General features: G+C 40.6%; 19 protein-coding genes and 3 pseudogenes. 14 read left to right on the forward strand and 8 right to left on the reverse strand.

The window, feature by feature from the left end; genetic code table 11:
• Window positions 1-48: 48 nt before the first annotated feature.
• Window positions 49-306, reverse strand: coding sequence for a hypothetical protein (locus KCV26_15700; GenBank protein WZX36710.1), 258 nt, complete (start codon window positions 304-306; stop codon window positions 49-51).
• A 301-nt stretch (window positions 307-607) separates the two neighbouring features.
• Here KCV26_15700 and KCV26_15705 point away from each other — a divergent pair, with 301 nt between their 5' ends.
• Window positions 608-1045 carry a helix-turn-helix transcriptional regulator gene (locus KCV26_15705; GenBank protein ID WZX36711.1) on the forward strand — a complete coding sequence of 146 codons (438 nt, stop codon included), beginning with the start codon at window positions 608-610 and terminating at the stop codon, window positions 1043-1045.
• Between the two features lie 424 nt (window positions 1046-1469).
• Here the strand turns inward: KCV26_15705 and KCV26_15710 are convergent, their stop codons facing one another.
• Window positions 1470-2612, reverse strand: coding sequence for an IS110 family transposase (locus tag KCV26_15710; GenBank protein ID WZX36712.1), 1143 nt, complete (start codon window positions 2610-2612; stop codon window positions 1470-1472).
• 328 nt (window positions 2613-2940) lie between these two features.
• Between KCV26_15710 and KCV26_15715 the strand changes: the two genes are divergently transcribed.
• The 6 genes from KCV26_15715 to KCV26_15740 all read left to right on the forward strand — a co-directional run bounded on the left by KCV26_15715 (window position 2941) and on the right by KCV26_15740 (window position 11156).
• Window positions 2941-4386: a caspase family protein gene (locus KCV26_15715; GenBank protein WZX36713.1), complete on the forward strand. Its 1446-nt coding sequence runs from the start codon at window positions 2941-2943 to the stop codon at window positions 4384-4386.
• A 698-nt stretch (window positions 4387-5084) separates the two neighbouring features.
• Entirely contained in the window at window positions 5085-6356 is a 1272-nt protein-coding gene (locus tag KCV26_15720) for an SIR2 family protein (GenBank protein WZX36714.1), read from the forward strand.
• On the forward strand, window positions 6349-8148 hold the full coding sequence (locus tag KCV26_15725) for an ATP-binding protein (GenBank protein ID WZX36715.1): 1800 nt from the start codon (window positions 6349-6351) through the stop codon (window positions 8146-8148). The genes KCV26_15720 and KCV26_15725 overlap by 8 nt, the downstream gene beginning before the upstream one ends.
• 21 nt (window positions 8149-8169) lie before the next feature.
• Window positions 8170-8382 (forward strand): KTSC domain-containing protein, encoded by a 213-nt coding sequence (locus tag KCV26_15730; protein WZX36716.1) that lies wholly within the window; start codon window positions 8170-8172, stop codon window positions 8380-8382.
• Window positions 8382-9410, forward strand: coding sequence for a hypothetical protein (locus KCV26_15735; protein ID WZX36717.1), 1029 nt, complete (start codon window positions 8382-8384; stop codon window positions 9408-9410). Before KCV26_15730 ends, KCV26_15735 begins: the two co-directional genes overlap by 1 nt.
• Window positions 9411-9671: 261 nt before the next feature.
• Window positions 9672-11156: an SIR2 family protein gene (locus tag KCV26_15740; protein WZX36718.1), complete on the forward strand. Its 1485-nt coding sequence runs from the start codon at window positions 9672-9674 to the stop codon at window positions 11154-11156.
• A gap of 80 nt (window positions 11157-11236) precedes the next feature.
• Here the strand turns inward: KCV26_15740 and KCV26_15745 are convergent, their stop codons facing one another.
• The gene (locus KCV26_15745; protein ID WZX36719.1) at window positions 11237-11611 is read right to left on the reverse strand and encodes a hypothetical protein; all 375 of its coding nucleotides are present in this window, start codon (window positions 11609-11611) and stop codon (window positions 11237-11239) included.
• 360 nt (window positions 11612-11971) lie between these two features.
• Here KCV26_15745 and istA point away from each other — a divergent pair, with 360 nt between their 5' ends.
• The 3 genes and pseudogenes from istA (at window position 11972) to istB (ending at window position 14302) form a co-directional block, all read left to right on the forward strand.
• Complete coding sequence (gene istA, locus KCV26_15750; protein ID WZX36720.1) at window positions 11972-12946, forward strand: IS21 family transposase; 975 nt, start codon at window positions 11972-11974, stop codon at window positions 12944-12946.
• A gap of 284 nt (window positions 12947-13230) precedes the next feature.
• A complete protein-coding gene (locus KCV26_15755) occupies window positions 13231-13554 on the forward strand; it encodes a hypothetical protein (GenBank protein WZX36721.1) in 324 nt (107 codons plus the stop codon).
• Window positions 13551-14302: pseudogene (istB, locus tag KCV26_15760) on the forward strand (IS21-like element helper ATPase IstB). The gene KCV26_15755 and the pseudogene istB overlap by 4 nt, the downstream one beginning before the upstream one ends.
• A 130-nt stretch (window positions 14303-14432) precedes the next feature.
• Here the strand turns inward: istB and KCV26_15765 are convergent.
• Window positions 14433-14963 (reverse strand): transposase, encoded by a 531-nt coding sequence (locus tag KCV26_15765; GenBank protein ID WZX36722.1) that lies wholly within the window; start codon window positions 14961-14963, stop codon window positions 14433-14435.
• A gap of 210 nt (window positions 14964-15173) precedes the next feature.
• Between KCV26_15765 and KCV26_15770 the strand changes: the two genes are divergently transcribed.
• The 3 genes from KCV26_15770 to KCV26_15780 are packed head-to-tail and all read left to right on the forward strand — an operon-like array spanning window position 15174 to window position 18436.
• Window positions 15174-16409 carry a tyrosine-type recombinase/integrase gene (locus tag KCV26_15770; GenBank protein WZX36723.1) on the forward strand — a complete coding sequence of 412 codons (1236 nt, stop codon included), beginning with the start codon at window positions 15174-15176 and terminating at the stop codon, window positions 16407-16409.
• A gap of 22 nt (window positions 16410-16431) precedes the next feature.
• Window positions 16432-17424 carry a tyrosine-type recombinase/integrase gene (locus KCV26_15775; protein WZX36724.1) on the forward strand — a complete coding sequence of 331 codons (993 nt, stop codon included), beginning with the start codon at window positions 16432-16434 and terminating at the stop codon, window positions 17422-17424.
• Entirely contained in the window at window positions 17411-18436 is a 1026-nt protein-coding gene (locus KCV26_15780; protein WZX36725.1) for a site-specific integrase, read from the forward strand. Before KCV26_15775 ends, KCV26_15780 begins: the two co-directional genes overlap by 14 nt.
• Before the next feature lie 43 nt (window positions 18437-18479).
• Here KCV26_15780 and KCV26_15785 read toward each other — a convergent pair whose 3' ends face one another.
• The 3 genes from KCV26_15785 to KCV26_15795 all read right to left on the reverse strand — a co-directional run bounded on the left by KCV26_15785 (window position 18480) and on the right by KCV26_15795 (window position 20381).
• Entirely contained in the window at window positions 18480-19565 is a 1086-nt protein-coding gene (locus KCV26_15785; protein ID WZX36726.1) for an IS66 family transposase, read from the reverse strand.
• A 95-nt stretch (window positions 19566-19660) separates the two neighbouring features.
• The gene (gene tnpB, locus KCV26_15790; GenBank protein WZX36727.1) at window positions 19661-20020 is read right to left on the reverse strand and encodes an IS66 family insertion sequence element accessory protein TnpB; all 360 of its coding nucleotides are present in this window, start codon (window positions 20018-20020) and stop codon (window positions 19661-19663) included.
• Window positions 20004-20381 (reverse strand): IS66 family insertion sequence element accessory protein TnpB, encoded by a 378-nt coding sequence (locus tag KCV26_15795; protein WZX36728.1) that lies wholly within the window; start codon window positions 20379-20381, stop codon window positions 20004-20006. Before KCV26_15795 ends, tnpB begins: the two co-directional genes overlap by 17 nt.
• Window positions 20382-20429: 48 nt before the next feature.
• Between KCV26_15795 and KCV26_15800 the strand changes: the two are divergent.
• Window positions 20430-20921: pseudogene (locus KCV26_15800) on the forward strand (KilA-N domain-containing protein).
• A gap of 527 nt (window positions 20922-21448) precedes the next feature.
• On the opposite strand, the pseudogene KCV26_15805 reads toward KCV26_15800, so the two are convergent.
• A pseudogene (locus KCV26_15805) lies at window positions 21449-22592 on the reverse strand (IS110 family transposase).
• Between the last annotated feature and the right edge of the window lie 391 nt (window positions 22593-22983).

A 22983-nucleotide genomic window follows, 5' to 3' on the forward strand; every position in this document is an offset into this window, starting at 1 on the left:
GTATCCCGTCAAGTCTTTATACGTCATGGTAAATTACATACTGCAGGCCTACAACTTCATTTCTACAGGCAGATCAACAGCATGCGAAACCTGAACTAAACGGGTATTTCCGGCGAAAGCCGGTTGAAAGAGAAGAGAGTTTGCAGATAACTGAAACCCGGTGCGGTAACGGGCAATCGTAGTATGCGCGGGGATATAAAAAAAGAGGCGCGGACGATTGTCGTTATTCTTCTTTACAGGCTCCGCAAGGGCCTTAGTCAGAGAATATAACAATGTCCACGCCCTTATTTCTAAGGGCGCTTCCATTCCTTGGCCTCTGACTTTGAATTTTGCGGATTCGTTATAAAGGCCAAAAAAAGCGCTATATTATTTCGTACCGTGGTTTTACGGTACAAAGATAATAATTCATTTTAAATTCTGTTATGGATCCATGGTTCTTAGTTTTTTAAAATTTAACAATTGTTGATTCATGGCTCAAAGAAAACGAAATTTAACCAAACATATGCTAAGAAGTCCATTGTTAATTATCAATTTTGCATTGATAATTATCAATACCTCCCTTTTTTTGACTATATTTGTAGTAATAAAATAATATCCAGACAGATATATGGAAACCAAAGAACAAAAATTAAAAAACACCCATCACGGGCACGCTATCAAGCGTTTCCGCCATACACTGGGCATCAAGCAGGAAACCCTCGCCACCGAAATGGGGCTTAGCCAGGCACTGATTTCCACCTACGAACAGCGGAAGATCCTCAACGACGATGTAATCGAACGTTTTGCCAAAGCCCTGAACGTGGCTCCCGAACTGATCAAGGAACTGGAAGAAGATCCGGTAACTTTGATTATTGAAAATAATACCTTTGACAAAGGCTGTATGGCTGGTGTTTATTATAATGATGGTGATATTCATAACAACTCCGATCCCATCGAACAGATTCTCGAACTGAGTAAGGAAAAAACAGTCCTCTACGAACGGATGCTCGAACTGGAAAAAGAAAAGAGCGCCCTCTTGGAGCAAATGATAAAGGAGAAGAAATAAGGTTTCGTTTCCTATTTAAGATAGGCAGGTGGCTTATTTAACGAAAGAGAAAAGAGTATGCTTTAGTGGCGGAGCTCCCTCTCACCAATGCCTTTGCCGAATAAAACTAATAACTTTTTAACAATACCATTTTTTTATCCAAATAATTGTTATATTTCCTCTATAAATCCATTTGTTTCCCTGCATAATAAACTCATTGAAGCTGGTTTGCTATATTTTAGACACATAGATTTACTGACGAAAGAAAAATGAACTTTCGTCAATGTAAATTAATTTCCTCTTCGAACTCTTACGGTTCTTGATCGGCGTTCAATACGGATTGTCTGACACGGTCAGTTTGCGAACCGGGGTATAAAATCCACCACAAATATAAAGGCCTTACAAACAATCCGACTGCTCCTGAAAAGCGGAACAGGAGTCCGCCCTACGAAGCAGTTTTTTTCTTCAGATGATACGTTTCATCAAAGTTCTCATGTCTGGAAAGCAGTTTCCAGATAACGGTAAGCATCTCCCGGGCAACGGCTACGATAATGGCGTTATGGTGTTTCTTCATGCCTTTTAAATGCCAAAAACGGCAGTAAAACACGGATCCTCTTGTTCGGGCGGCACTCCATGCACATTCTATCAAAGCTTTTCTCAGATACTTGTTCCCGTGTGTTATTTGGCGGCTCTTAATTTTTCCTGCGCTTTCATCGTTACGCGGTCTGAGTCCTGCCCATGACACAAGGGCTGCTGCGGTAGCAAAAAGTTCCATATTGTCGCCTATTTCAGAAATGATGATAGCTGCCGAGAGCTCCTTCACACCCGGAATACCGAGCAGAAACAAAAATGCTTCCCGATAAAGGTTCATACACATTTGAACCATCGCCTCGTGGCATTGCTGTTTTTGTGATTGATACATGTCAAGCATCTGCGTGTATTGCCCAAGCAAATCCCTGTCGCTTTCAACGATGCAGCCCTCCAACGCATCATGCACCGCCGATTTTCCGTGTCGGTTAACCGTGCGCCCGTGGATAAGCCGGATAAGTTCATCCACGGATGTCTCACCCCTTATCAGGGAATCCACCACTTTGCGGTAGCTCCTGCTTCTGGTGCGCGAGACATAATTGCTCAAACGCACGTTGCAGCGCTGAAGAAGCATGTCGATACGCTGTTCACAACGAACCGTGTCCTTGTTTATCTCGTTGATGCGCCGTCCGTATTGGCGCAGGCGTTGAATGTTGCCGTCAGGAACAAAGCTGTCCCTGACTAATTCCTTGAGCAGGGCCGTGGCAATCCACTGCGCGTCTTTCACATCGCTCTTGCGACCGGGCAATTGTTTAAGAAACTGGGGGTTGACCAGATGAAGCTTGAAATCTGATTCCAATAAACGCCAGAGGGGAATCCAATAAATGCCCGTACTCTCCATACATACATCACTCACAAAACGGGAGTGCATTACAACGGCCATCCGCTTTATTTCGCGAGTGGTAACTCCGAATTTTTCTTCTGTTTTTTTGCCTTGCTCGTCCAGGATGCACATAAATATGCTATCTTTGTGAACGTCGAGGCCGCTAACTGTTCTCATAATGATAATTTTAAATTATACTTTGTGTCATAGAACACGTTAATTACAAGTAGAACAGTTACGGCCCCGATTTTTATCGGGCGGCGTATAAAATTCAAACTTTTTTATATAAGTTTGTAATTCAAAATACTGATACTTATGCAACACACAAGTTTCCACTATTATTTATCCCGATTCAAAGAACCTTCGTAGACACCCCCCGATTGCGCGTGAGGAAATACAAATGTTTTAAATTTAACATTTAGGCAAGGAGGAGATTGATTGGGTAGAAAACATGTTGGTTACCATAATAGGAACCATGACTTAGTGAATCTAATAAAACATAAAAATGAATCTAGCGATAATATTAAGTGTTAGTGAATACACCGATAGTATAAACAACTTACCAGGTTGTAAAAAGGATGCAGACTGTATAAACAACATCATAACCAAAACTTCAAAGTTTGACGAAATACTATTTATAAACGAAAAACTCTCAAGCGGGATAGTAAAAGAAAAGCTAACAACATTCATATCTGAACATAAAAATAAAAGAATAGACGAACTATTCTTTTATTATACTGGACATGGTGAATTCAAAAATAATGAATTCTATTATTTGCTCTCGGATTACAATCAAATCAAAAAAAATCAGACATCACTTCAAAATGAGGAAGTGGATAGTTTATTTAGAACTTTAAATCCTGATATCGTTGTTAAAGTTATTGATGCTTGTCAGTCAGGAAAAGCTTATATAAAGGAAGCAGGTGCTATTACAAAGTACTTTCAAAAAACAATTAACCGTTTTAATAGGTGCTATTTTCTTAACTCTTCATTAAAAGACCAAAGTTCATTTCAAACCGAAGTGATAAGTGATTTTACATTGAGTTTCATTAATTCAATTAAAGAACATGACACGAATGAAATTAGATACAAAGACATCATTGATTTCATTTCGGATGTATTTGAAAAAAACACTTTGCAAACACCCTTTTTTGTAGTTCAAGCTGACTATACTGAAAAGTTTTGTGTTATCAATAAAACTCTAAAAGAATATCTGAATAGCCTTGACACAACATTTTTTGATGAAACTGAAGAAAAAGAAGTTGAAACCTCATTACTTGATAAGATAAAAAAACAGGCTGCTGAATACTTTACAAAGGAACAAGCGATTGAACTTTTGAACGAATTAAAGCTAAATCTAAACGAGTATAAACTTGACGATGAGCTAAATGAAATTTTTGATCTGTCAATTATATTTCAAGAAAACTATGACGGAATTGTAAACAAAAACACTATTGGCAAATGGCTTTACGAGAATCCCCACGAATATTTTGCAAAGTTAAGTCATGTAAGAGAGAAAAAAGATAGACATACAAACATTCTTGGAAGTCTCAATGCCTTACAAACATCTAGTTTTTTAAATCCCATTGAGGAAGACTTCGAGTTTGAATGGGTAAGAAACGGTTTTGAATTAGAAGTCGAAGTACCTTACAAATCAATATTTTTCACTTTAAACTCCAAATTTCCTAACATCGAGAGCTATACTGCAAGAATTATTTATCTGTTGTCGAAGAAACAGATTCGTTTTTTCTACTTCTTGACAAATTTTGAAACAAAGAATTGGGACGAAAGAAAACTAAATACTAAAATAGAATGGTTTACATCAGAATTCCAATTAAAGGAAACTGAAAAGATTATGGAAGGATTGAATAAAATATTTAATCAACTCATTGACAAAATAAAAAAAGACATAGAAGAGAAATTTGTAAATAAAGAAACATCAAAAGAATAATTACTGCTGCTATCACGGGTTTTGCGTCAGGAAGCTGAGACGGTTTGGCTTACGCAGGCACAAATGAGTGAACTTTTTCAGCGTGAAAGAACTGTCATCACCAAACACATCAATAATGTGTTTAAGGAAAATGAACTTCACGAAAAAAGCAATGTGCATTTTTTGCACATTGCAAATTCTGACAAGCCTGTTAAATTTTACAGTTTGGATGTTATCATATCAGTTGGTTATCGGGTAAAATATTTAATTTGTACATTTATTCTTTCGGATCTGCTTCCGCTTTGCCAATATCCAACATATAGGAGAACACATCTATAAAAAATACTCATGGAAGAAAACTCATAACTTTTTAACAATATCGTTTTTTTATCCAAATAATCGTTATATTTGCGATTCAAAATACTGATACTTATGCAACACACAAGTTTCCACCAATTATTTATCCGGATTCAACGAACCTTCGTAAACACCTCCGATTGTATAGGGATATACGAATGTTATAAATCGGGTATTTACGAAAGTTGTGTATTTATTACGTAAACGACACGTTGTGCGGCATACAAAGAAAGCCCACACACAAACAGGCACATTTGGTTTTTGCCAACACGCAAATCCAACACTGAAAAACCAAAAGAGCCTGTTTTGTTGCCAGCGCTCGAAAGGGAATTTAATAAACTGACGAATGAATTAAGAAAATAATGGAAAAAGTACACGACCCAAGGGAATTTATAAGAGGCATTCAACAAATTCTAATCAACAATACTATTAGAATAGGCTTTCTATTTGGTGCTGGTACATCCATGGCTGCTCCTCTTACTGATAGCGATGGAGAGCCTATAAAAGACGAAAAGAATAGGATAAAGCCTCTGATACCAGGGGTCTGGGCAATGACAGATTCAATTATTGCGGGAATTGTTGAGGCTAAGTTTAAAAAGGCATTAGAAACTATCAAAGCGGAGTTAGAAGAAAACAATTCTGCCTTTATGCTTGAAAATATTATTTCTGCTATCGATCAAAAATTAAAAGTAGTAGGTAAGGACACTCTATGTGGACTTAACAAAGAGGAGTTGAAGGAATTGAGAATACTTTTCCAAAAAGAAATACGATCCTTAGTTTCTGTACACAATAATCCAGACATAAACATAGAGAAGTCATCGCAACTTCATACTGACTTTGCTAGATGGGTAAATAATGCTTCTCGAAAAAATGCCAATGGGGTCTTTACTACAAACTATGATTATCTTTTTGAACTAGGATTTGAGTCTAAAAAGTTGCCATATTTTGATGGATTCGTTGGTGGATATAAACCTTTTTTCGATCCAGTTAGTGTCGAGAATGATTATTTGATACCAAAATGGACAAGATTATGGAAACTACATGGTTCCTTGGGCTGGGGTTATGACGACAAGGAAGAAAGAATAATTAGAAGTAGAGAAATAAGTGATGATGGTATTGTCATATATCCTTCTCTTCTCAAATATGATGATTCTAGAAAACAACCGTATTCTAGCTATATAGAGCGACTTTCCTCATTCATAAAAAAGGATGATGGCGTTCTATTTATTTGTGGCTATTCATTTGGAGACGAACATATTAACGATACCATTATCAATGCTTTAGCACAATCAAAATCTACAACAGTGATTGCGCTGGTTTTTGACAAAGCCTTAGATGAAGATTCTACGGCAATCAAAGTTGGAAGAAACTCTAACAAATTCATGATTTGCGGAAATAAAGCTGCACTGATTGGTGGAATTTTTGGTAAATGGGCGCTTAAACGTGAGCCAGCTAAGGATGATTTTGAATTCATTGACCAATTTTTTGATAGGGATGCTCCATTGCCAGTAGCTGATAAAGGACAAGGCGATGAAAAGGAACTTCCAACTGGCGAACTAAAACTAGTAGACTTCAACGCTCTTATTGAATTCCTTGTTGATCTTTCATATCCAAATGAAGGCCGCTATGAATGATCAAATACATACGATAATTGGGCAGGTTAAAAGTGTAAACGGAAGTCGTTTATCAATTAAGCTGTCTGATGATTTCAAATCATCAATGCCAATTATTAACGGTATTGTTTATCGTATAGGACAGATTGGTTCTTTCGTGAGGATTCCACTTGGATATGCTCATTTATACGGGATTGTCACTCAAGCCGGTGCAGATGCAATTCCCGAGAAACTAATAAACAAGGAAACATTTGAGGATCATCAACAGGGTATGCGCTGGATATCTGTTGTATTAGTTGGTGAAAGAGTAAGAAATAGGTTTGAAAGAGGCGTTATTCAATATCCCACCCCTGATGATGAAGTTCACCTAGTCACAATAGATGACTTAAGGATAATCTACAGTGAAATTGATAGTGAAAGTTCACTTACAGTCGGTCAAATTAGTGCTTCCGAAAGCTTACCTGCTCATATAGACTTAAATAAATTCTTATCACGCCACAGTGCTATTGTCGGCAGTACTGGCAGCGGAAAGTCTAATACTGTTTCAATAATATTGGATGCAATAGCTTCGAATAGAAAGTTCAAATCATCTAGGATATTGTTAATAGATCCACATGGCGAGTATAATGAAACTTTAAAAGCTCATAGTAAGGTTTTTAAAATTGGTGCTGATATAGCAAATAATGAAAGTGAGCTCAAAATACCATTCTGGGCTCTTCCTTACAATGAGTTGTTTTCCGTTTTTCCTGGCACACTAAAAGAAACTGCATCTGATTCAATAAGGGTTGAGATTCAGAAAAGAAAAATAGAGTCAGCTAAACACCTAACTAAACCTCCACTAGAACATTCTTTGAATGCCGACAGTCCTATTCCCTTCAGCATAAATCAACTTTGGTATGATTTAGATGATTTTGAAAAACAAGTATTCAATAAAGTGAAAGTCGGTACTGATACTGAACTTCAATTGGTTGCGAGAATAGAAGATGGTGATCCTGAAAAACTTATCCCGAGCCAACACCATCCTCCAGCAACAGGAGGAGGAAATCCTAATATTAATCGAGGGGCAATGGGGATTTTGACCTACTTAAATGGTGTGAGGAATCGAATTCTAGATGATAGGTATAAATTCCTTTTCGATTTGGAAGATTATCATCCTGATATTGATGGTAAAGTAAAGAAGGATTTGGACTTTTTATTATCTGACTGGTTAAATCATGATAGTCCAATAACAATTCTAGATTTATCAGGCGTACCATCGGAAATAATGACATCTATTTCTGGCACAATATTGAAGATAATCTACGATTCCTTGTTTTGGGGGCAAGAACTTAGTGTTGGGGGAAGAAATCAACCAATCATGTTGGCGTTAGAAGAAGCTCATAGCTATCTAAAGGCTGGTGAAAATTCGATCTCATCTAGAATAGTGCAGACAATTGCAAAAGAAGGGCGTAAATATGGTGTTGGTTTGCTTCTAATAACTCAGAGACCTTCCGAATTGGACGAAACAGTACTAAGCCAATTAGGGTCTCTAATCGCGTTACGAATGACTAATTCAAAAGATCGTGGACATGTAGGAAGCGTAATGCCTGATGACCTTAATGATTTAGTTTCTATACTACCAAGTCTTAGAACTGGTGAAGGATTAGTAATGGGGGAAGCTGTGAAAATTCCATCTAGAGTTAAGTTTGATAAAATTCCATATGCACCTAAAAGTAGCGATCCATTGGTGTCCGAAAGTTGGAAAAAGGATAAGCCCGATTCTAAAGAATACGAAGAATTAATGCTCCGCTGGAGAAACAGAAAACTAAAGTAATTAACAGTAAATAAATAAATCATGGAAAAAGAATATGTACAATCTTCAAATATCGAAGCAGTAGGTTACGATGAGGATACTGAAACTCTTAGAGTTTGGTTTCTAAATGGTTCAGTTTATGACTACACTGGAGTTGGCCAATTGGAATATGAAGCACTAAGAGATGCCCCCTCAGTAGGGTCATATCTTCATCAAAACATTAAAGGGCAATATCCTTATGAAAAAGTAGGCTAATGGCATTATCCATAAATCAAAAGCTTAAGCGAATAGAGATATCCAGTTTTGAACTGGACAATGAAATCGTTTTTAATTACTTCGATAATCTTCCTGCAGCTGAACGAGATGAAAAGCTTATACGTGCTATCTATATTGGTGTTTTGGCTTTAATGGAAGATCGAATTTCAGCTTTCTTGTCTAAAACCAGCAATGAACTAGGAACAGAACTGGAAAGTTTAAAAATGATCTTCGAAATGAAGAAAGAGCTTTTCTATAAATCGACTATAAAAGGAGTCCTTGCTGAGGATGAAATAGCGGAATTTCTCAATCAATACTTTTCGGATAGAAAACTAAAAGACAGAGCTGTTCTTACAGGGAATACTGCAGGAAATCTACCTAAAAACAAAACTGGTGACATCATTTGCGAAATAGACGGTAATTCTGAGTTGAAGATTGCTATAGAGTGTAAATTTGATAAAAGTATACGTCTCGGAGATATTGATAGCAAAGAAATATTCACCAGAAAAACTGATACGGCTTGGAGCCAATTAATAGAAGCTCAAGCCAACCGTGATTCCAAAGTAAGCCTGATAGTCTTTGATATTTCTTTAGTGGATAATTCTATACTTAAAAACTTTGAAAATGTCGGTTTCATTCCTGGTATAGGTTTGGTTGCAATTATCAATTCTCAAAAAGGAGACTATTCGAATCTTGCTATTGCATATATGCTTGCAAGGGACATTGCTTTGAATTCAAGAGAAATCGAGCTGGATAAAGATTTGTTAAATGCTCTCGTTAACAGGATTATTAAGGACATTAATGAAGTACTCACAATAAAGGACTTAGTTCAGAAGAATATTGATAATAATAAATCAATTTTAAAACAGCTTGAAAAGTCTTTACTTCTGATGGAATTTAATCAAGAATATTTGAAGAAATTCTTGAAAGATGGTACACTTTCCAAAAAGGATTTGCTCGACTTTTATACAGGAGAAGATATCAAAGATAAATTTAGATTGGTCGAAAAAGACATCAACGAAATATAACCATGTCAGACAGCCACACACATTGCCAAGCCGTTCAAAGCAGCCGCACCAGCCAAAGCTTGTCAAAGAGTGTGTCTGCGCCAACGCACGGACAAAAAAAGTACGACCGCACAACATTGTGTATAAGCAATAGCGGGTTTAGTGCTATTTTGAAACGTAAAACTATAAATCAAAGGTCGGTGCTATCTGACAGTTTAGTGGATTAAAAACCGCTACTGCTCATACACGAGACCGTTATGTGGTAATTTAAAAAAATAAACTATGGAGAATTTTGATATTTTTTTTGAAAATAACCTTATCAATAATAGGTTCACAAATGATAGAAATTTTTATAAATATTTTGAAACATTTGTCTTAAAATTAATTGAAAATATACTTCAAAAAGAAGATAAACCATTAATAAAATATCCTGACATAGGCTTAATTTCTGAAAAAAATAAATGTAAATCTTACATTCAACTTGATGCAATTGCTCCTGAAGGAATTAATAATTTGCCAGGACCCACATTAATTGAAATTAAATCAAATCTTTCAACTAAGACAATTCAAAATTTATTTAATTTCAATGAAAATTACGCAAAAGAATTTCAATCATACTTATTTATTATTGGCACTTCTTTATCAAATACGGACAAGAAATTCTTAAAAAATAATCTGACAAAAAGTTTTAACACAAATCTTGAGATATGGGATTTAGATAAAATCAGGGAACTTGCTTCTTTGTCTAATGAACTAAGCAAAAACATCATTAATAATATTGATAATGAAATATTTAATTTAACAATTGAAAATGCAAAAAAGGCATCTAATGACTGGACAAAAGAACGTGATTCTCAAATAGAAAAACTCCAAGTAGCATATAAAAATGATGATATTGTCTTAATGATTGGGGCTGGAGCTTCAAAGGATGCAGGTGTACCTGACTGGGGTGAGTTATTGAAAGATTTAAACTTGTCGATTATTGACAAGCAAATATCGAGTAAATTAAATATTAGCGAAAAAAGTGAACTTGCAGACTCTTTAGTAAGTATGCAAAATGGAGCACCATTGGTTAGTGCCTCATATATAAGAAATGCATTAGGAAATGATTTTGTAACTGAAATTAAAAATTCATTATATAAACATGTCAAACCAACTAAAGACCAACTATTATTGGAAGTAATTGCAAAGTTATCTCGCCCAAGAAGGAAACGTGTTGGTATTGAAGCTATTATAACCTATAATTTTGATGATTTACTAGAAACTCAATTAAAAAAGAACGGCGTTGACTTCAAGAGTATATATAGAGAAGGTGATTTTGAGATTCCAACAAATCTTTCAGTATATCATGTTCATGGTTTCATTCCTAAAAACGCTGATGAATATAAAAATTTAGAGCAATCACTTTTAGTATTTAGTGAAGAAGGGTATCACGAACTGCAATTTGATGCATACTCATGGTCAAATATGGTTCAAATGAAGGCATTAAGAGAAAAAACATGCGTGCTTGTTGGATTATCTGGTGTTGACCCGAATCTGCGGAGATTATTCAGTATTCATTCGAAAAGATTTGATGGTTGTAAACATTATATTCTATTAGAAAGACAATTTAAAGATGAAATAATAAATAAATCAACAAAGTTTCTTGAGTTTTCAAAATTGCATCATAAAATCCAAGAAGATACTTTTCATGAAATCGGCTTAAATGTAATTTGGTATAATAATCATTCAGAAGCACCTAGATTACTTGAGCAATTGGACAAATAGAAAATCGCCACATAATCGAGTAGACTGCCCCGCCAGTCTTGACTGACGGGGAGAGCCTCTCACACCACTGTACGTACGGTTCACGTATACAGCGGTTCGTTAAGAAATGGAGCTATTTTCAGATAATACACAAACATAGGTTCGTAACCGCGTTGTTGCAGACGTTCCACCGTGATGGTGGTTTTCAAAATAGGGCTACAGACAACCGCCCATGTACCCATTCGGCTACGGCTGTGATTGTATGCGTGCTCAAGGTCTACACCCAGACGTATCAGGTTTTTCCGTCTTCGTTCGGGTTTCTTCCATTGTTTCCAGATACAGCATCGCAACCGGTTACGCACCCAACCATCAACATCTTTGAGTTTTTCCTGAATACTTGCCAGGCGGTAGTATTGAAACCAGCCTTGTTGTACTTCTTTCAGTTTGGTGTAGTTTATCGGGGACTTACTTCTCAACGGTGTTTTTTACATTTCCGACTGACTTCGTAATAGAAACACGATCGAATACCTTGGTATTTGGTAAGCCCCCGAGCAACTACCTCTTGATTATTCCGGAGCATACGCACCCACGGATTTGATCTGATTATTCATTCCGACAGTTACTGGATCTCCAGTAAATTGTTAGCGTATTATTAGAGTGCCTATAGGCATTTATTAGAGCATTATTAGATTTTGACTGGTGATTCTGTAATCAGTAACTTCGCATGTACAATTTTCGGCAAGATTGAATGTACAGAAATTGGCAATATGCAATGTACATAAAAAGGGTTAAAGAAGAGTCTTCATATATTTGTAATTCACAAAAATACAAACACTATGAAGACTCAGATACATGACCTTAGAAAGGTACGTATGTGGTACGAAGTTAAAGAACTTTCCAGTAATCCGGGCAATTCGGACAGTAAAATTGCAAAAAAGTTGGGTGTTGATCGCAGAACTGTTTCCAGGTACAAGAAGATGAGTGAAGAAGAGTTTCATGAGTTTTCAATGAAACAACGTGTATACGAACTTGTTCTGTCGCCATATTACCCGGACGTTCTTTCCTTATTGAGTATAGACAATGGTTTGCCGGCGGCAGTGATAGAAGACCGGCTGAAGGAGAAATACGCCGACTTGCCGAAGGTGAACAGCAAGACTGTATACAACTTTGTCCAGCACGTGCGGCGTCAGGAGAAGATCCCTGTACCGGAGAAGATCCGCCAGACGGAAGCCCTGGAAGAGTTTGCATATGGCAGCCAGGCGCAGGTTGACTTCGGTACAGCACAGATGCGACGTTTGGACGGCAGTAGGCGCAGGGTTTATTTTTTTGCCCTTGTCCTGTCACGCAGTCGCTACAAATATGTGTTTTTCCAAACAACTCCCTTCACCGGGAAAACAGCCGTCCAGGCTCACGAGCAGGCCTTCAAGTATATAGAGGGTATCCCCGGGAAGCTTCTCTATGATCAGGACTCGGTGTTTCTGAAAAGTGAGAACCTTGGCGATTATCTCCTGGCTGATGATTTTCGTCGCTACAGGGATGAACGCGGTATCAGCGTTGAGTTCTGCCGCAAGGCCGATCCCCAGAGCAAAGGCCGGGTCGAGAACGTGGTAGGATACGTGAAAAACAACTTTCTTCGCGCGCGTACCTTTCACGATATAGATCGCCTCAACGAGGAAGCCCTGAGCTGGTTGGAGCGCAAGGCGAACGGCACCAAACATGCCACGACGAAGCGCCTGCCCCATGACGTGTGGTTGATTGAAAAGGAGCATCTCTCCTTTTTTTCGCCCCTCACCGGCAATCCCCCGGGATGAGATTCCCACCTACACGGTGAGAAAAGATAACACAATCAGTTACAAAGGGGAACTTCTACAGGGTCCCATATGGCACCTATAACGGGAAGGGACCGGAGGTATTACTCAAGGTCAAGGATGGCACCCTTTCGCTTTCCAACCGGCAAGGCATCCTTCTGGCCGAGCACCCCGTCAGTCTTGAAAAAGGCAAGGTAATCGGCAGCACAACTTATCGACGGGATCGGAACTCCAGGCTCGAGGTCTTCAAGCAGGAAGTCCTATCGATCTGGAAGGGCAACAACACTTTGTACCTGTTCATAGAGGAGATACACAAGTATAAGCCCCGTTATCTGAGAGACAATCTGAAAATGATAAGGGAGGTGATGGGCGAATATGGTGAGGAGATCGTTGGCAGCGCACTTGATTACTGCCTCGACAATGGGCTCCACAACGCCCTTTACCTGAAAGAAGCCGCATCACATTACCGGGAGTTAAAACGCCGGGAGAAGAAGCCCTTGCCTGTTGTAAGCGTGTTGCATGACGGTGTTCAAACAAGTCAGTATGACACGGATGCATACATCCCCGAGAGAAGCAAGATAAACCGGTACGATCAAATCATGGAGCTATGAAGCAGATAGAAAACATGAAGCAATATGCCGGCATACTTCGTTTGGGATACCTGAGCAAAAACTTGCAGCCGATGCTTCACCAGGCGAGCATAGATACACCGGGATACGCGGACTTCCTGGAGAACATGCTTGTAAAAGAGCTGGAGCAGCGACAGCTGAATGATTACCGGCGCAGGACTAAACTGGCCCGTCTGCCACGTGCACACGAGCTTGACGAGTACGATTACAAGGCCTCGAGCAGCATCGGCATAAGGCAGATGACACAGCTCAGGGAGCTGCTCTGGGTCGATCAGCTATACAACCTGGTGCTGATGGGTCCAAGCGGTACGGGCAAAACATACCTGGCCGGGGACTGGTCAATGATGCCATCAAGAAAGGTTATAGGGCCTATTTTACCACCATGGCTGACCTGATAGGCGTGCTCAACAGGAAAGAAATCATCTCATCGGCAATGAGCACCTACAAGCGATACACCAAGGCACACCTGATTGCCATAGATGACATCATGATGTTCCCGGTGCAAAAGAGTGAAGCGGTGGCTCTGTTCAATCTGATCAATCACCTGCATGAGCAGTGCTCGATCATCATCACCACTAACAAGTCACCCAGCCAGTGGGCGGAGACACTGGATGATGAAGTGTTAGCCACAGCCATCCTGGATCGACTGCTATATCGTTGCGAGGTGATCAGGTTCGAGGGAAACGGTTACCGTATGGACAACCGGAAAACTTTCCTTGAGAAAGAATAAAAAAACAGTTGAATACAATAAAAAAGAGATAGTTAATGTAATGTTAAACCTGTACATTGGATATTGCCAAAAGTTGTACACTCAACATTGCCATTTTTTGTACATTGTAAATTTGCTAATTACAGATTCGTTAGTTTCCTTCGTTTTTCCAGTAATGCGGCAAGAGCTTCTTCAGGTTTTCATCATTCCCCGGTTTCTGGTAATATGGCATCTTGCCTATAACATCGATGAGCCACTCCCGCGGGTTCACGCCCTGCTCCTTGCATGAGGTCAACAGGGAACAGATGATGGCCGTGTTCCCGGCTGCCTCGTGGTTGCCACAGAACATGAAGTTCTTTCGAGACAGGGCAATGGGACGGATGGCATTTTCAGCCATGTTGTTGTCGAGTTTCAGCCTCCCATCCAGCAGGTAATTTTTCATTCGAGGCCAAAGTGAGTAGGAGTAACCTATGGCTTCACCGATAAGGCTCTGGGGAAGAACCTTCGGGTAGGTTCTCTCCATCCAGGCTTCAAGCGACTTCATGATAGGAGCTGCAAGTTCCTCCCTGAGTTTGGCCCGTTCCTCGAACGGGAGGTTTCGCTCATCGGCCATCCTCTCTATACGGTATAGCTGCTGGATCTCTTTCAGGGCATGTTCTGCCAGTGCCTTATTCTCATTCAAGGCCTTCTCGTAATAGCGCCTTTTATCAAAACCTTTTGATAAAAGGCGTTATCGCAACTTTAATTTAATCAAAAGTACCATTGATTCGACATCGGGAACTCTTTGATAGACAATAATTGTTTTGATAATATTCCTCTGATTAAATTACTCCTGCCTATATATCTTTGTGGTTGATGAAAATACATTCATCAATCTAAATTTATTAAAGGTATGGAAGAAATAAAAATCGCAAGAGACGAATTGTTGTCTCAAGAAGAATTACTTGTAAAAGAATACAAGCTAACTCAACAGACGGGATCAAGACATGTTCGCCGTATCCGTGAACTGGTGGCTTTCATGCAGGAGCATGGTCGCGATATCTATACGCAAGAGGTCGGAATGTCTTTTCTTAAAAGTTTGGAGTTGACAGACTCGAAATACAAATACACAACATCAAGGGGGGCGGTCTTCTTGTTGAATAATTTCCTTAAAGGTTTGCCATACCGACCAAAATATCAGGAAGGTGATCTTTACACTTTTCCCAGCAAACTGGGAATGGAAGCCAAAAGCTTCATATCTCTTCGCAGCAAGGAGTACAGGTTCAGTGATTCAACAATACAGACATATCAAAGTTCGTTAGACAGTTTCACCACAGCCATGAAGACACATGGTGCGACATTGGAAACACTTAAAAGAGAGGATATTGATTATTTTCTCGCTTCATCCCAAAATCAAACGTTATACAAATGCGGTCCTGTCAGAATATTTTTAAAGCATCTTTTCGAATTTGGCTTTACAAAAGAGGATCTGGGCAAAGAACTAGAGGGGTTGAAGTGTCATCGGGGTGAGAAATTACCCTCCTTTTATACAAGGGATGAAGTAATAAAAATAGAGGAGGCGGTAGACAGGACCGGAGCGAAAGGCAAAAGGGATTACGCGATGATACTGCTTGCATCCAGACTCGGGCTACGGGCTTCCGATATTACAAGACTCCAGTTTGCTAGTTTTGATTGGGATAAGAGTATCATTACTCTCAAACAATACAAGACCAAAAGGGAGATCACCCTGCCGCTTCTCTCCGATCTAGGAGATGCCATTATTGATTATATAAAGAACGGTAGGCCAAAAAATGACTCGAAGAATTTGTTTTTGTCTCTTGTCCAGCCTTATAGGCAAATAAAAGTGTCGACATTGTGCACTATTGTAGCTGCTTACCTTTACGCGGCAGGAGTGTCACCTAAAGGGAGGCATCATGGTACCCACTCCCTAAGACATAGTCTGGCCACGAATCTTTTGGAAAGTGGCACTTCCTTACCTGTAATATCTGAAGTGTTAGGACATGGTTCGACGGGCTCGACTATGTATTATCTTGGCGTTGACATCAAGTCTCTACTGGAATGTTCCTTGGCGGTACCGGATGTTCCCGATAATTTTTACACGCAGAAAGGGGGGATGTTATATGCTTGACTATCTAAATTATAGGAGTATTATGGCTCCTCACATAAGATCTTTTGTAGAATCAAAAACCCGAAAAGGGATAAAAGGGGAAGATATAAAGTGGACCCTTTACGAGTTGGACCGGTATCTGGCGGAGAAGGATCATAAGTCAAGTTATATTGACAGGATATCCTATGATAGTTGGTATCATGCAACTTGTGATAACAAACAAGTATCAACCATATATCAGAAAGTTTCCATAATGAGACGCTTTTTGCTATATATGAGCAGCATGGGGCTTGAATGTTATGTCCCAAGATTACCAAGGAAGCATAAATCTGAATATGTACCATACATCTTTACTGAAAACGAAATCAAGAGCCTGTTTGCTGCGGCTGATAATCTCCGGGAAAAAGAACATCATGCCAAGTCATTGATGATGGTTATTCCTGTTTTGCTAAGAACTTTGTATAGCACAGCAATACGAATTGGTGAAGCAATAAATCTTCGTAATCAGGACATAGACTTTGAAGGGCATACCATTGTTTTGGATAATACAAAGAATGGACGTCAAAGACTTGCCCCGTTAAATGAATCTTTAAAAAAAGCTTTGAGACAATACATCCATTACAGAAATATGTTACCAGTCGAAGGTATAATGGCGCCGGAGAATCCTCTTTTTGTCAATGGTCTTGGACATAAACTGGCAAAAACAAGTCTGGGCAGATATTTTAGAAGACTATTGCAGGAGGCAAACATACCCTATAGGGGACACGAAGAAGGTCCAAGCCTTCATAATCTAAGGCATACCGCTTGTGTACACTCTCTCATCCGCATGCATAGGCAAGGTAGAGATATATACTGTTGCCTCCCGATACTCTCTACATTTATGGGGCATGTAAAAGTCCTGGACACCGAGTATTATCTTCGTCTTACACGAAACATGTATCCGGAGATTATCCAGATGGACGTGTCCGTAACCGCCGGACTTGGAATACTTATTGCAAAATCACTCGTTAAGGTTGATAATCATGGAAGCATATAAAGACATTGCAGAGTGTATTGAAAAGTATTTTACCGATTACCTGGTAAAGGAGCGTGGTGTTAGTGCCCATACAGTGCGTTCATACAGGGATACTTTTGTCCTCCTGCTTGAATATATGAATAAAGAGAAGAAGATATCGGCGGACAAATTGGGACTGGATGACATAGACAGGAGTATAGTTTTATCCTTCCTGGACTGGCTCCAGGAAGTTAAACACAACGCCGTATCCACACGGAACCAGAGATATGCCACGATAAGATCTTTCTATGAATACATGATGTACGAAGATCCCGTCCATTTATCACACTGGAAATCGATATGCTCAATACGTATAAAGCGAGAGGAGCGAAATAGTGTCAAGTACCTGACCGTTGATGGTATAAAAGCTGTTCTTGAACAGATAGATACAAATACCCGTGAAGGAAGAAGAAACCTGACCCTATTGTCATTGATGTATAATCTTGGAGCCAGGGTTCAGGAAATGATAGATCTTACACCGTCATCGATAAGGGCAAGTAAACCCTATGTCTTCGAGTTGTTCGGAAAAGGTGCTAAAAAGCGTTTAGTGCCGGTTGATGATAATATGATGAATTTACTTGGAAATTATATGAAGGAATATGGTTTGGACAGGCCAGGAATGGATCATCATCCCCTGTTCTTCAATAGCTGGAGGGCAAAGCTCTCCAATCCCGGGATTACCTATATTTTGCATAAATATGCTTCAATGGCACGTATTGCGCATCCCGATATAGTCCCGTCAACGCCAACTCCTCACACGTTCAGGCACTCAAGAGCAATGCATCTGCTACAGGTCGGTGTAAACCTGGTATATATCAGGGATCTTCTGGGTCATGTGTCGATACAAACAACCGAGATTTACGCGAGGGCAGACTCGAAGTTAAAGAGAGAAGCCATAGAGAATGCCTATAGAGATCTTGGAATAACAGAACCAGATGTGAAAAGCTGGGAAAAAGATCCCAAGCTCAAAGCTTTTTTAAAAAGTTTGGCTTGAACAATTATCAAAAGTAGTTTTGAAAAGAAACACTTGTAAAGTATTAATTATCAGCGATCATTATCGGGCTACTTTTGATTAAATTAAAGTTGCGATAACGCCTTATGTGGACCATGCAGCCAACGAGACACACCTGATCCTCCTTGTAAAAGACATTGTAGGCTTGCCACCCGTCACTTTGCAGGTAACCGGTAAAGGATTTCAGTAAGGTACCCACAGTTTGTTGTGACCTGGAACCATCGTTGTAATAAAAGAAAACCAGTTTCTTCATGACCGCTCTCACCATCCACAAGTATTCTTTCTTTGCCTTGTGACTTTCCTTGTTGATCACCGGAAGTGTGGTTTCATCCACCTGGAGGTAATCAGTATCAATAACCTCTTTCTTCAGTACCTCGTAGAGTGGCTTCAGGAGCTCACAGGCCGGTTTGAACCAGCCGGAGATCGTATTCTCCGGTATCTTCACCCCCAGATGCCCCAACTGCTGTACCTGGCGGTAAAAGGGGAGATGATACACATACTTCTGGAGCAGGATCTCAGCCAGGAGACTGGCACCGGGAAGTCCCTTGTATATGGGCAGTAACGGGAGCGGGGCGATGATCACACCGGATGTGCCATCAACCGTCGGGGCAGTGTTGTCTTTTAAAGCGTACTTGGGGCGCACAAGCTCTTTCACATACAGCTTCCCGGGTTCAAACTCAAGTGTGCGGGTACGTTCCTCACCGATACGCTTATACTTGTTCAGGTCAAGTTCTTCCGGTTCCAGCACAACCTCCACCACGGGCAGACCCTCCAACATCTTGCGGTTGGATCTCTCTTTCTTCCTGGCGGGAGCCTGCTCTTCTATCTGCTTCTCGGCAGTAGCACGGGCCGCTTCGATCTCGGCAAGCCTTTCCTCTTCGTCTGCAATCGTTTCAAACAGGGAGAGCTGGCCCGGATCCAGTTGCGAGAGTTTCTCGCTTTTACGCCCGTAGAACTGGCGGGTGAACCAGGCGATCTGTGCCAGCAGCTTATCCATCCGCTGCTGCATCCCGGTGAGCTGTCCGGATAGCTTCGCGTTAGCCTCGGTGAGCTGACGGATTTGTTCCGCCTGCGATTGTATGAGGAGCTCTACTGCTTGCATCTGGTCCATTTACCGGGCTTTTATTCAGTCATAAAAATACTAAAAAAACCTGATCTGGACAAGCTTTCAGGAGATTATTCTCACTCTTTTCCCGATTATTTTTATCACCCGTGTCTCATCGCCTTGAGCCTCTTCAAGCGGCTTCCCGGATCATCCTGTATCCCTTCCACCATCATCACCAGATCGCGCCACTGCATGGGATAGGAACGACTCTTTTCATCGTACGCGGGTATGCGGAAGGTACCCTCCTCGAGCCTTTTCATGTACAGAACCAACCCGCCATCTTCCGCATGCAAAAGCTTCATGGTTGTACGGTTTCGATTGATGAAGATGAAGACATCACCCATGCGGACATCATATCCCATCAGGTTTTGAACCACACCACAGAGCGAGTTCATCCCTTTTCGCATGTCTGTCTTTCCCGGACACAGGAAATAGCGCATGGTGTCATTCAGGCAGAACATGGGAAGAGCAGATTTGATTCAGTAAATTGATCGCGAGCTCTGCCTGGGCAGTGCCAATGAAACTAACCTGAATACCTCCCGGGAGCTTGATCCTGATCTCTCCCTGACTGCTGCGTGGTGATGAAGCCGGCGAGGATACAGGGGCTTTAACGGGAAGATTGATACTGATCGGTGCCAGCGTACTCGTGGGTGCCTCCGGTGCATGATTGTTATAGGGACGGGTGAGTCCGAACTTGGTTTTCCAGTAGTGGAAGCTGGAGACTGTATAGGACTCGTTCGCACAAAAATCCTTGATGCTTAACCCGCTCTTCTGTTGGCGCTCCAGTATCGCCAGGAATTCTTCTTTGCTTACAGGCTTCATAGAAAATACGTTTGCCGGCAAAGATCGAAAAAAACCATTTACGCTAAAATGGGTATTTTATCGGGGGCTTACGGTATTTGGGAGTCTGTTTATAATCCGCATTTTAATTATGGCGAAATCGCCATAATTAAAAGCTTAGCAGGATTGAACAATTATAAACTAAGTGTCAAGGAATGGGGCGAAAAAACAAATGCGATCGGTTTAAAAGCCACAACAGGAAGATATGGTGGGACTTATGCGCATCCCGATATTGTCTTTGAGTTTGGAATGTGGATCAGCTCACAATATCCACACCGACGCCATTAAAGAGAACCTGACACCTCAAAAAGTGACCCGACAACAGGCTAATCTGGTCTATGCCTCGGAAGCAAACTTGCTCAACGTCGCCCTCTTTTCGGAATGACCGCTAAGGAATGGAGAGACGCCAATTCCCTCAAGGACTTCCGCAGAACGAGGACTTATCCATCTGAACAAAACAGCGATCACGCAAATGAAATCGCTGATGCAAAGCAAAACTGTAAAGCGACTAAAGTGAGTTGAATACGGACCATGAGTTGCGGGATAGGTTTGGAGACCAAATATAAACGAGGAGTGCATATGTCACAAAACGGATTCTGTACCTGAACAAAGGTGAAAAAACCGGATGCACAATCCCGATGTACCTGTTAAACGCTCTCGGTTATCCAACCGAAAAACTATCCCCTAAACTGTCGTGAATAACGTGAACAAAGCAAGGGCAATAAAATAAAGCTCATTAATTTTAACAATACCGTTTTTTTATCCAAATAATTGTTATATTTCCTCTATAAATCCATTTGTTTCCCTGCATAATAAACTCATTGAAGCTGGTTTGCTATATTTTAGACACATAGATTTACTGACGAAAGAAAAATGAACTTTCGTCAATGTAAATTAATTTCCTCTTCGAACTCTTACGGTTCTTGATCGGCGTTCAATACGGATTGTCTGACACGGTCAGTTTGCGAACCGGGGTATAAAATCCACCACAAATATAAAGGCCTTACAAACAATCCGACTGCTCCTGAAAAGCGGAACAGGAGTCCGCCCTACGAAGCAGTTTTTTTCTTCAGATGATACGTTTCATCAAAGTTCTCATGTCTGGAAAGCAGTTTCCAGATAACGGTAAGCATCTCCCGGGCAACGGCTACGATAATGGCGTTATGGTGTTTCTTCATGCCTTTTAAATGCCAAAAACGGCAGTAAAACACGGATCCTCTTGTTCGGGCGGCACTCCATGCACATTCTATCAAAGCTTTTCTCAGATACTTGTTCCCGTGTGTTATTTGGCGGCTCTTAATTTTTTCCTGCGCTTTCATCGTTACGCGGTCTGAGTCCTGCCCATGACACAAGGGCTGCTGCGGTAGCAAAAAGTTCCATATTGTCGCCTATTTCAGAAATGATGATAGCTGCCGAGAGCTCCTTCACACCCGGAATACCGAGCAGAAACAAAAATGCTTCCCGATAAAGGTTCATACACATTTGAACCATCGCCTCGTGGCATTGCTGTTTTTGTGATTGATACATGTCAAGCATCTGCGTGTATTGCCCAAGCAAATCCCTGTCGCTTTCAACGATGCAGCCCTCCAACGCATCATGCACCGCCGATTTTCCGTGTCGGTTAACCGTGCGCCCGTGGATAAGCCGGATAAGTTCATCCACGGATGTCTCACCCCTTATCAGGGAATCCACCACTTTGCGGTAGCTCCTGCTTCTGGTGCGCGAGACATAATTGCTCAAACGCACGTTGCAGCGCTGAAGAAGCATGTCGATACGCTGTTCACAACGAACCGTGTCCTTGTTTATCTCGTTGATGCGCCGTCCGTATTGGCGCAGGCGTTGAATGTTGCCGTCAGGAACAAAGCTGTCCCTGACTAATTCCTTGAGCAGGGCCGTGGCAATCCACTGCGCGTCTTTCACATCGCTCTTGCGACCGGGCAGTTGCTTAAGAAACTGGGGGTTGACCAGATGAAGCTTGAAATCTGTTTCCAATAAACGCCAGAGGGGAATCCAATAAATGCCCGTACTCTCCATACATACATCACTCACAAAACGGGAGTGCATTACAACGGCCATCCGCTTTATTTCGCGAGTGGTAACTCCGAATTTTTCTTCTGTTTTTTTGCCTTGCTCGTCCAGGATGCACATAAATATGCTATCTTTGTGAACGTCGAGGCCGCTAACTGTTCTCATAATGATAATTTTAAATTATACTTTGTGTCTTAGAACACGTTAATTACAAGTAGAACAGTTACGGCCCCGATTTTTATCGGGCGGCGTATAAAATTCAAACTTTTTTATATAAGTTTGTAATTCAAAATACTGATACTAATGCAACACACAAGTTTCCACTATTATTTATCCCGATTCAAAGAACCTTCGTAGACACCCCCGATTGTGTGGGAATATACGAATGTTATAAGTTTATTGCGTAAACAACACGTTACCGGTCATGCTAAAAGACGACATCATAAACATAAACGAACAGTAAAACGACAGACAAAATGCCAACCCTTCGCAAAATAAAAAGAGCTGCAACCCAACGCACAAGCCGACACAATTTGCAGCATATTTTACTTTGCCC

Origin of the sequence: Petrimonas sulfuriphila (assembly GCA_038561985.1) — a bacterium.
Classification (GTDB): Bacteria; Bacteroidota; Bacteroidia; order Bacteroidales; family Dysgonomonadaceae; genus Petrimonas; species Petrimonas sulfuriphila.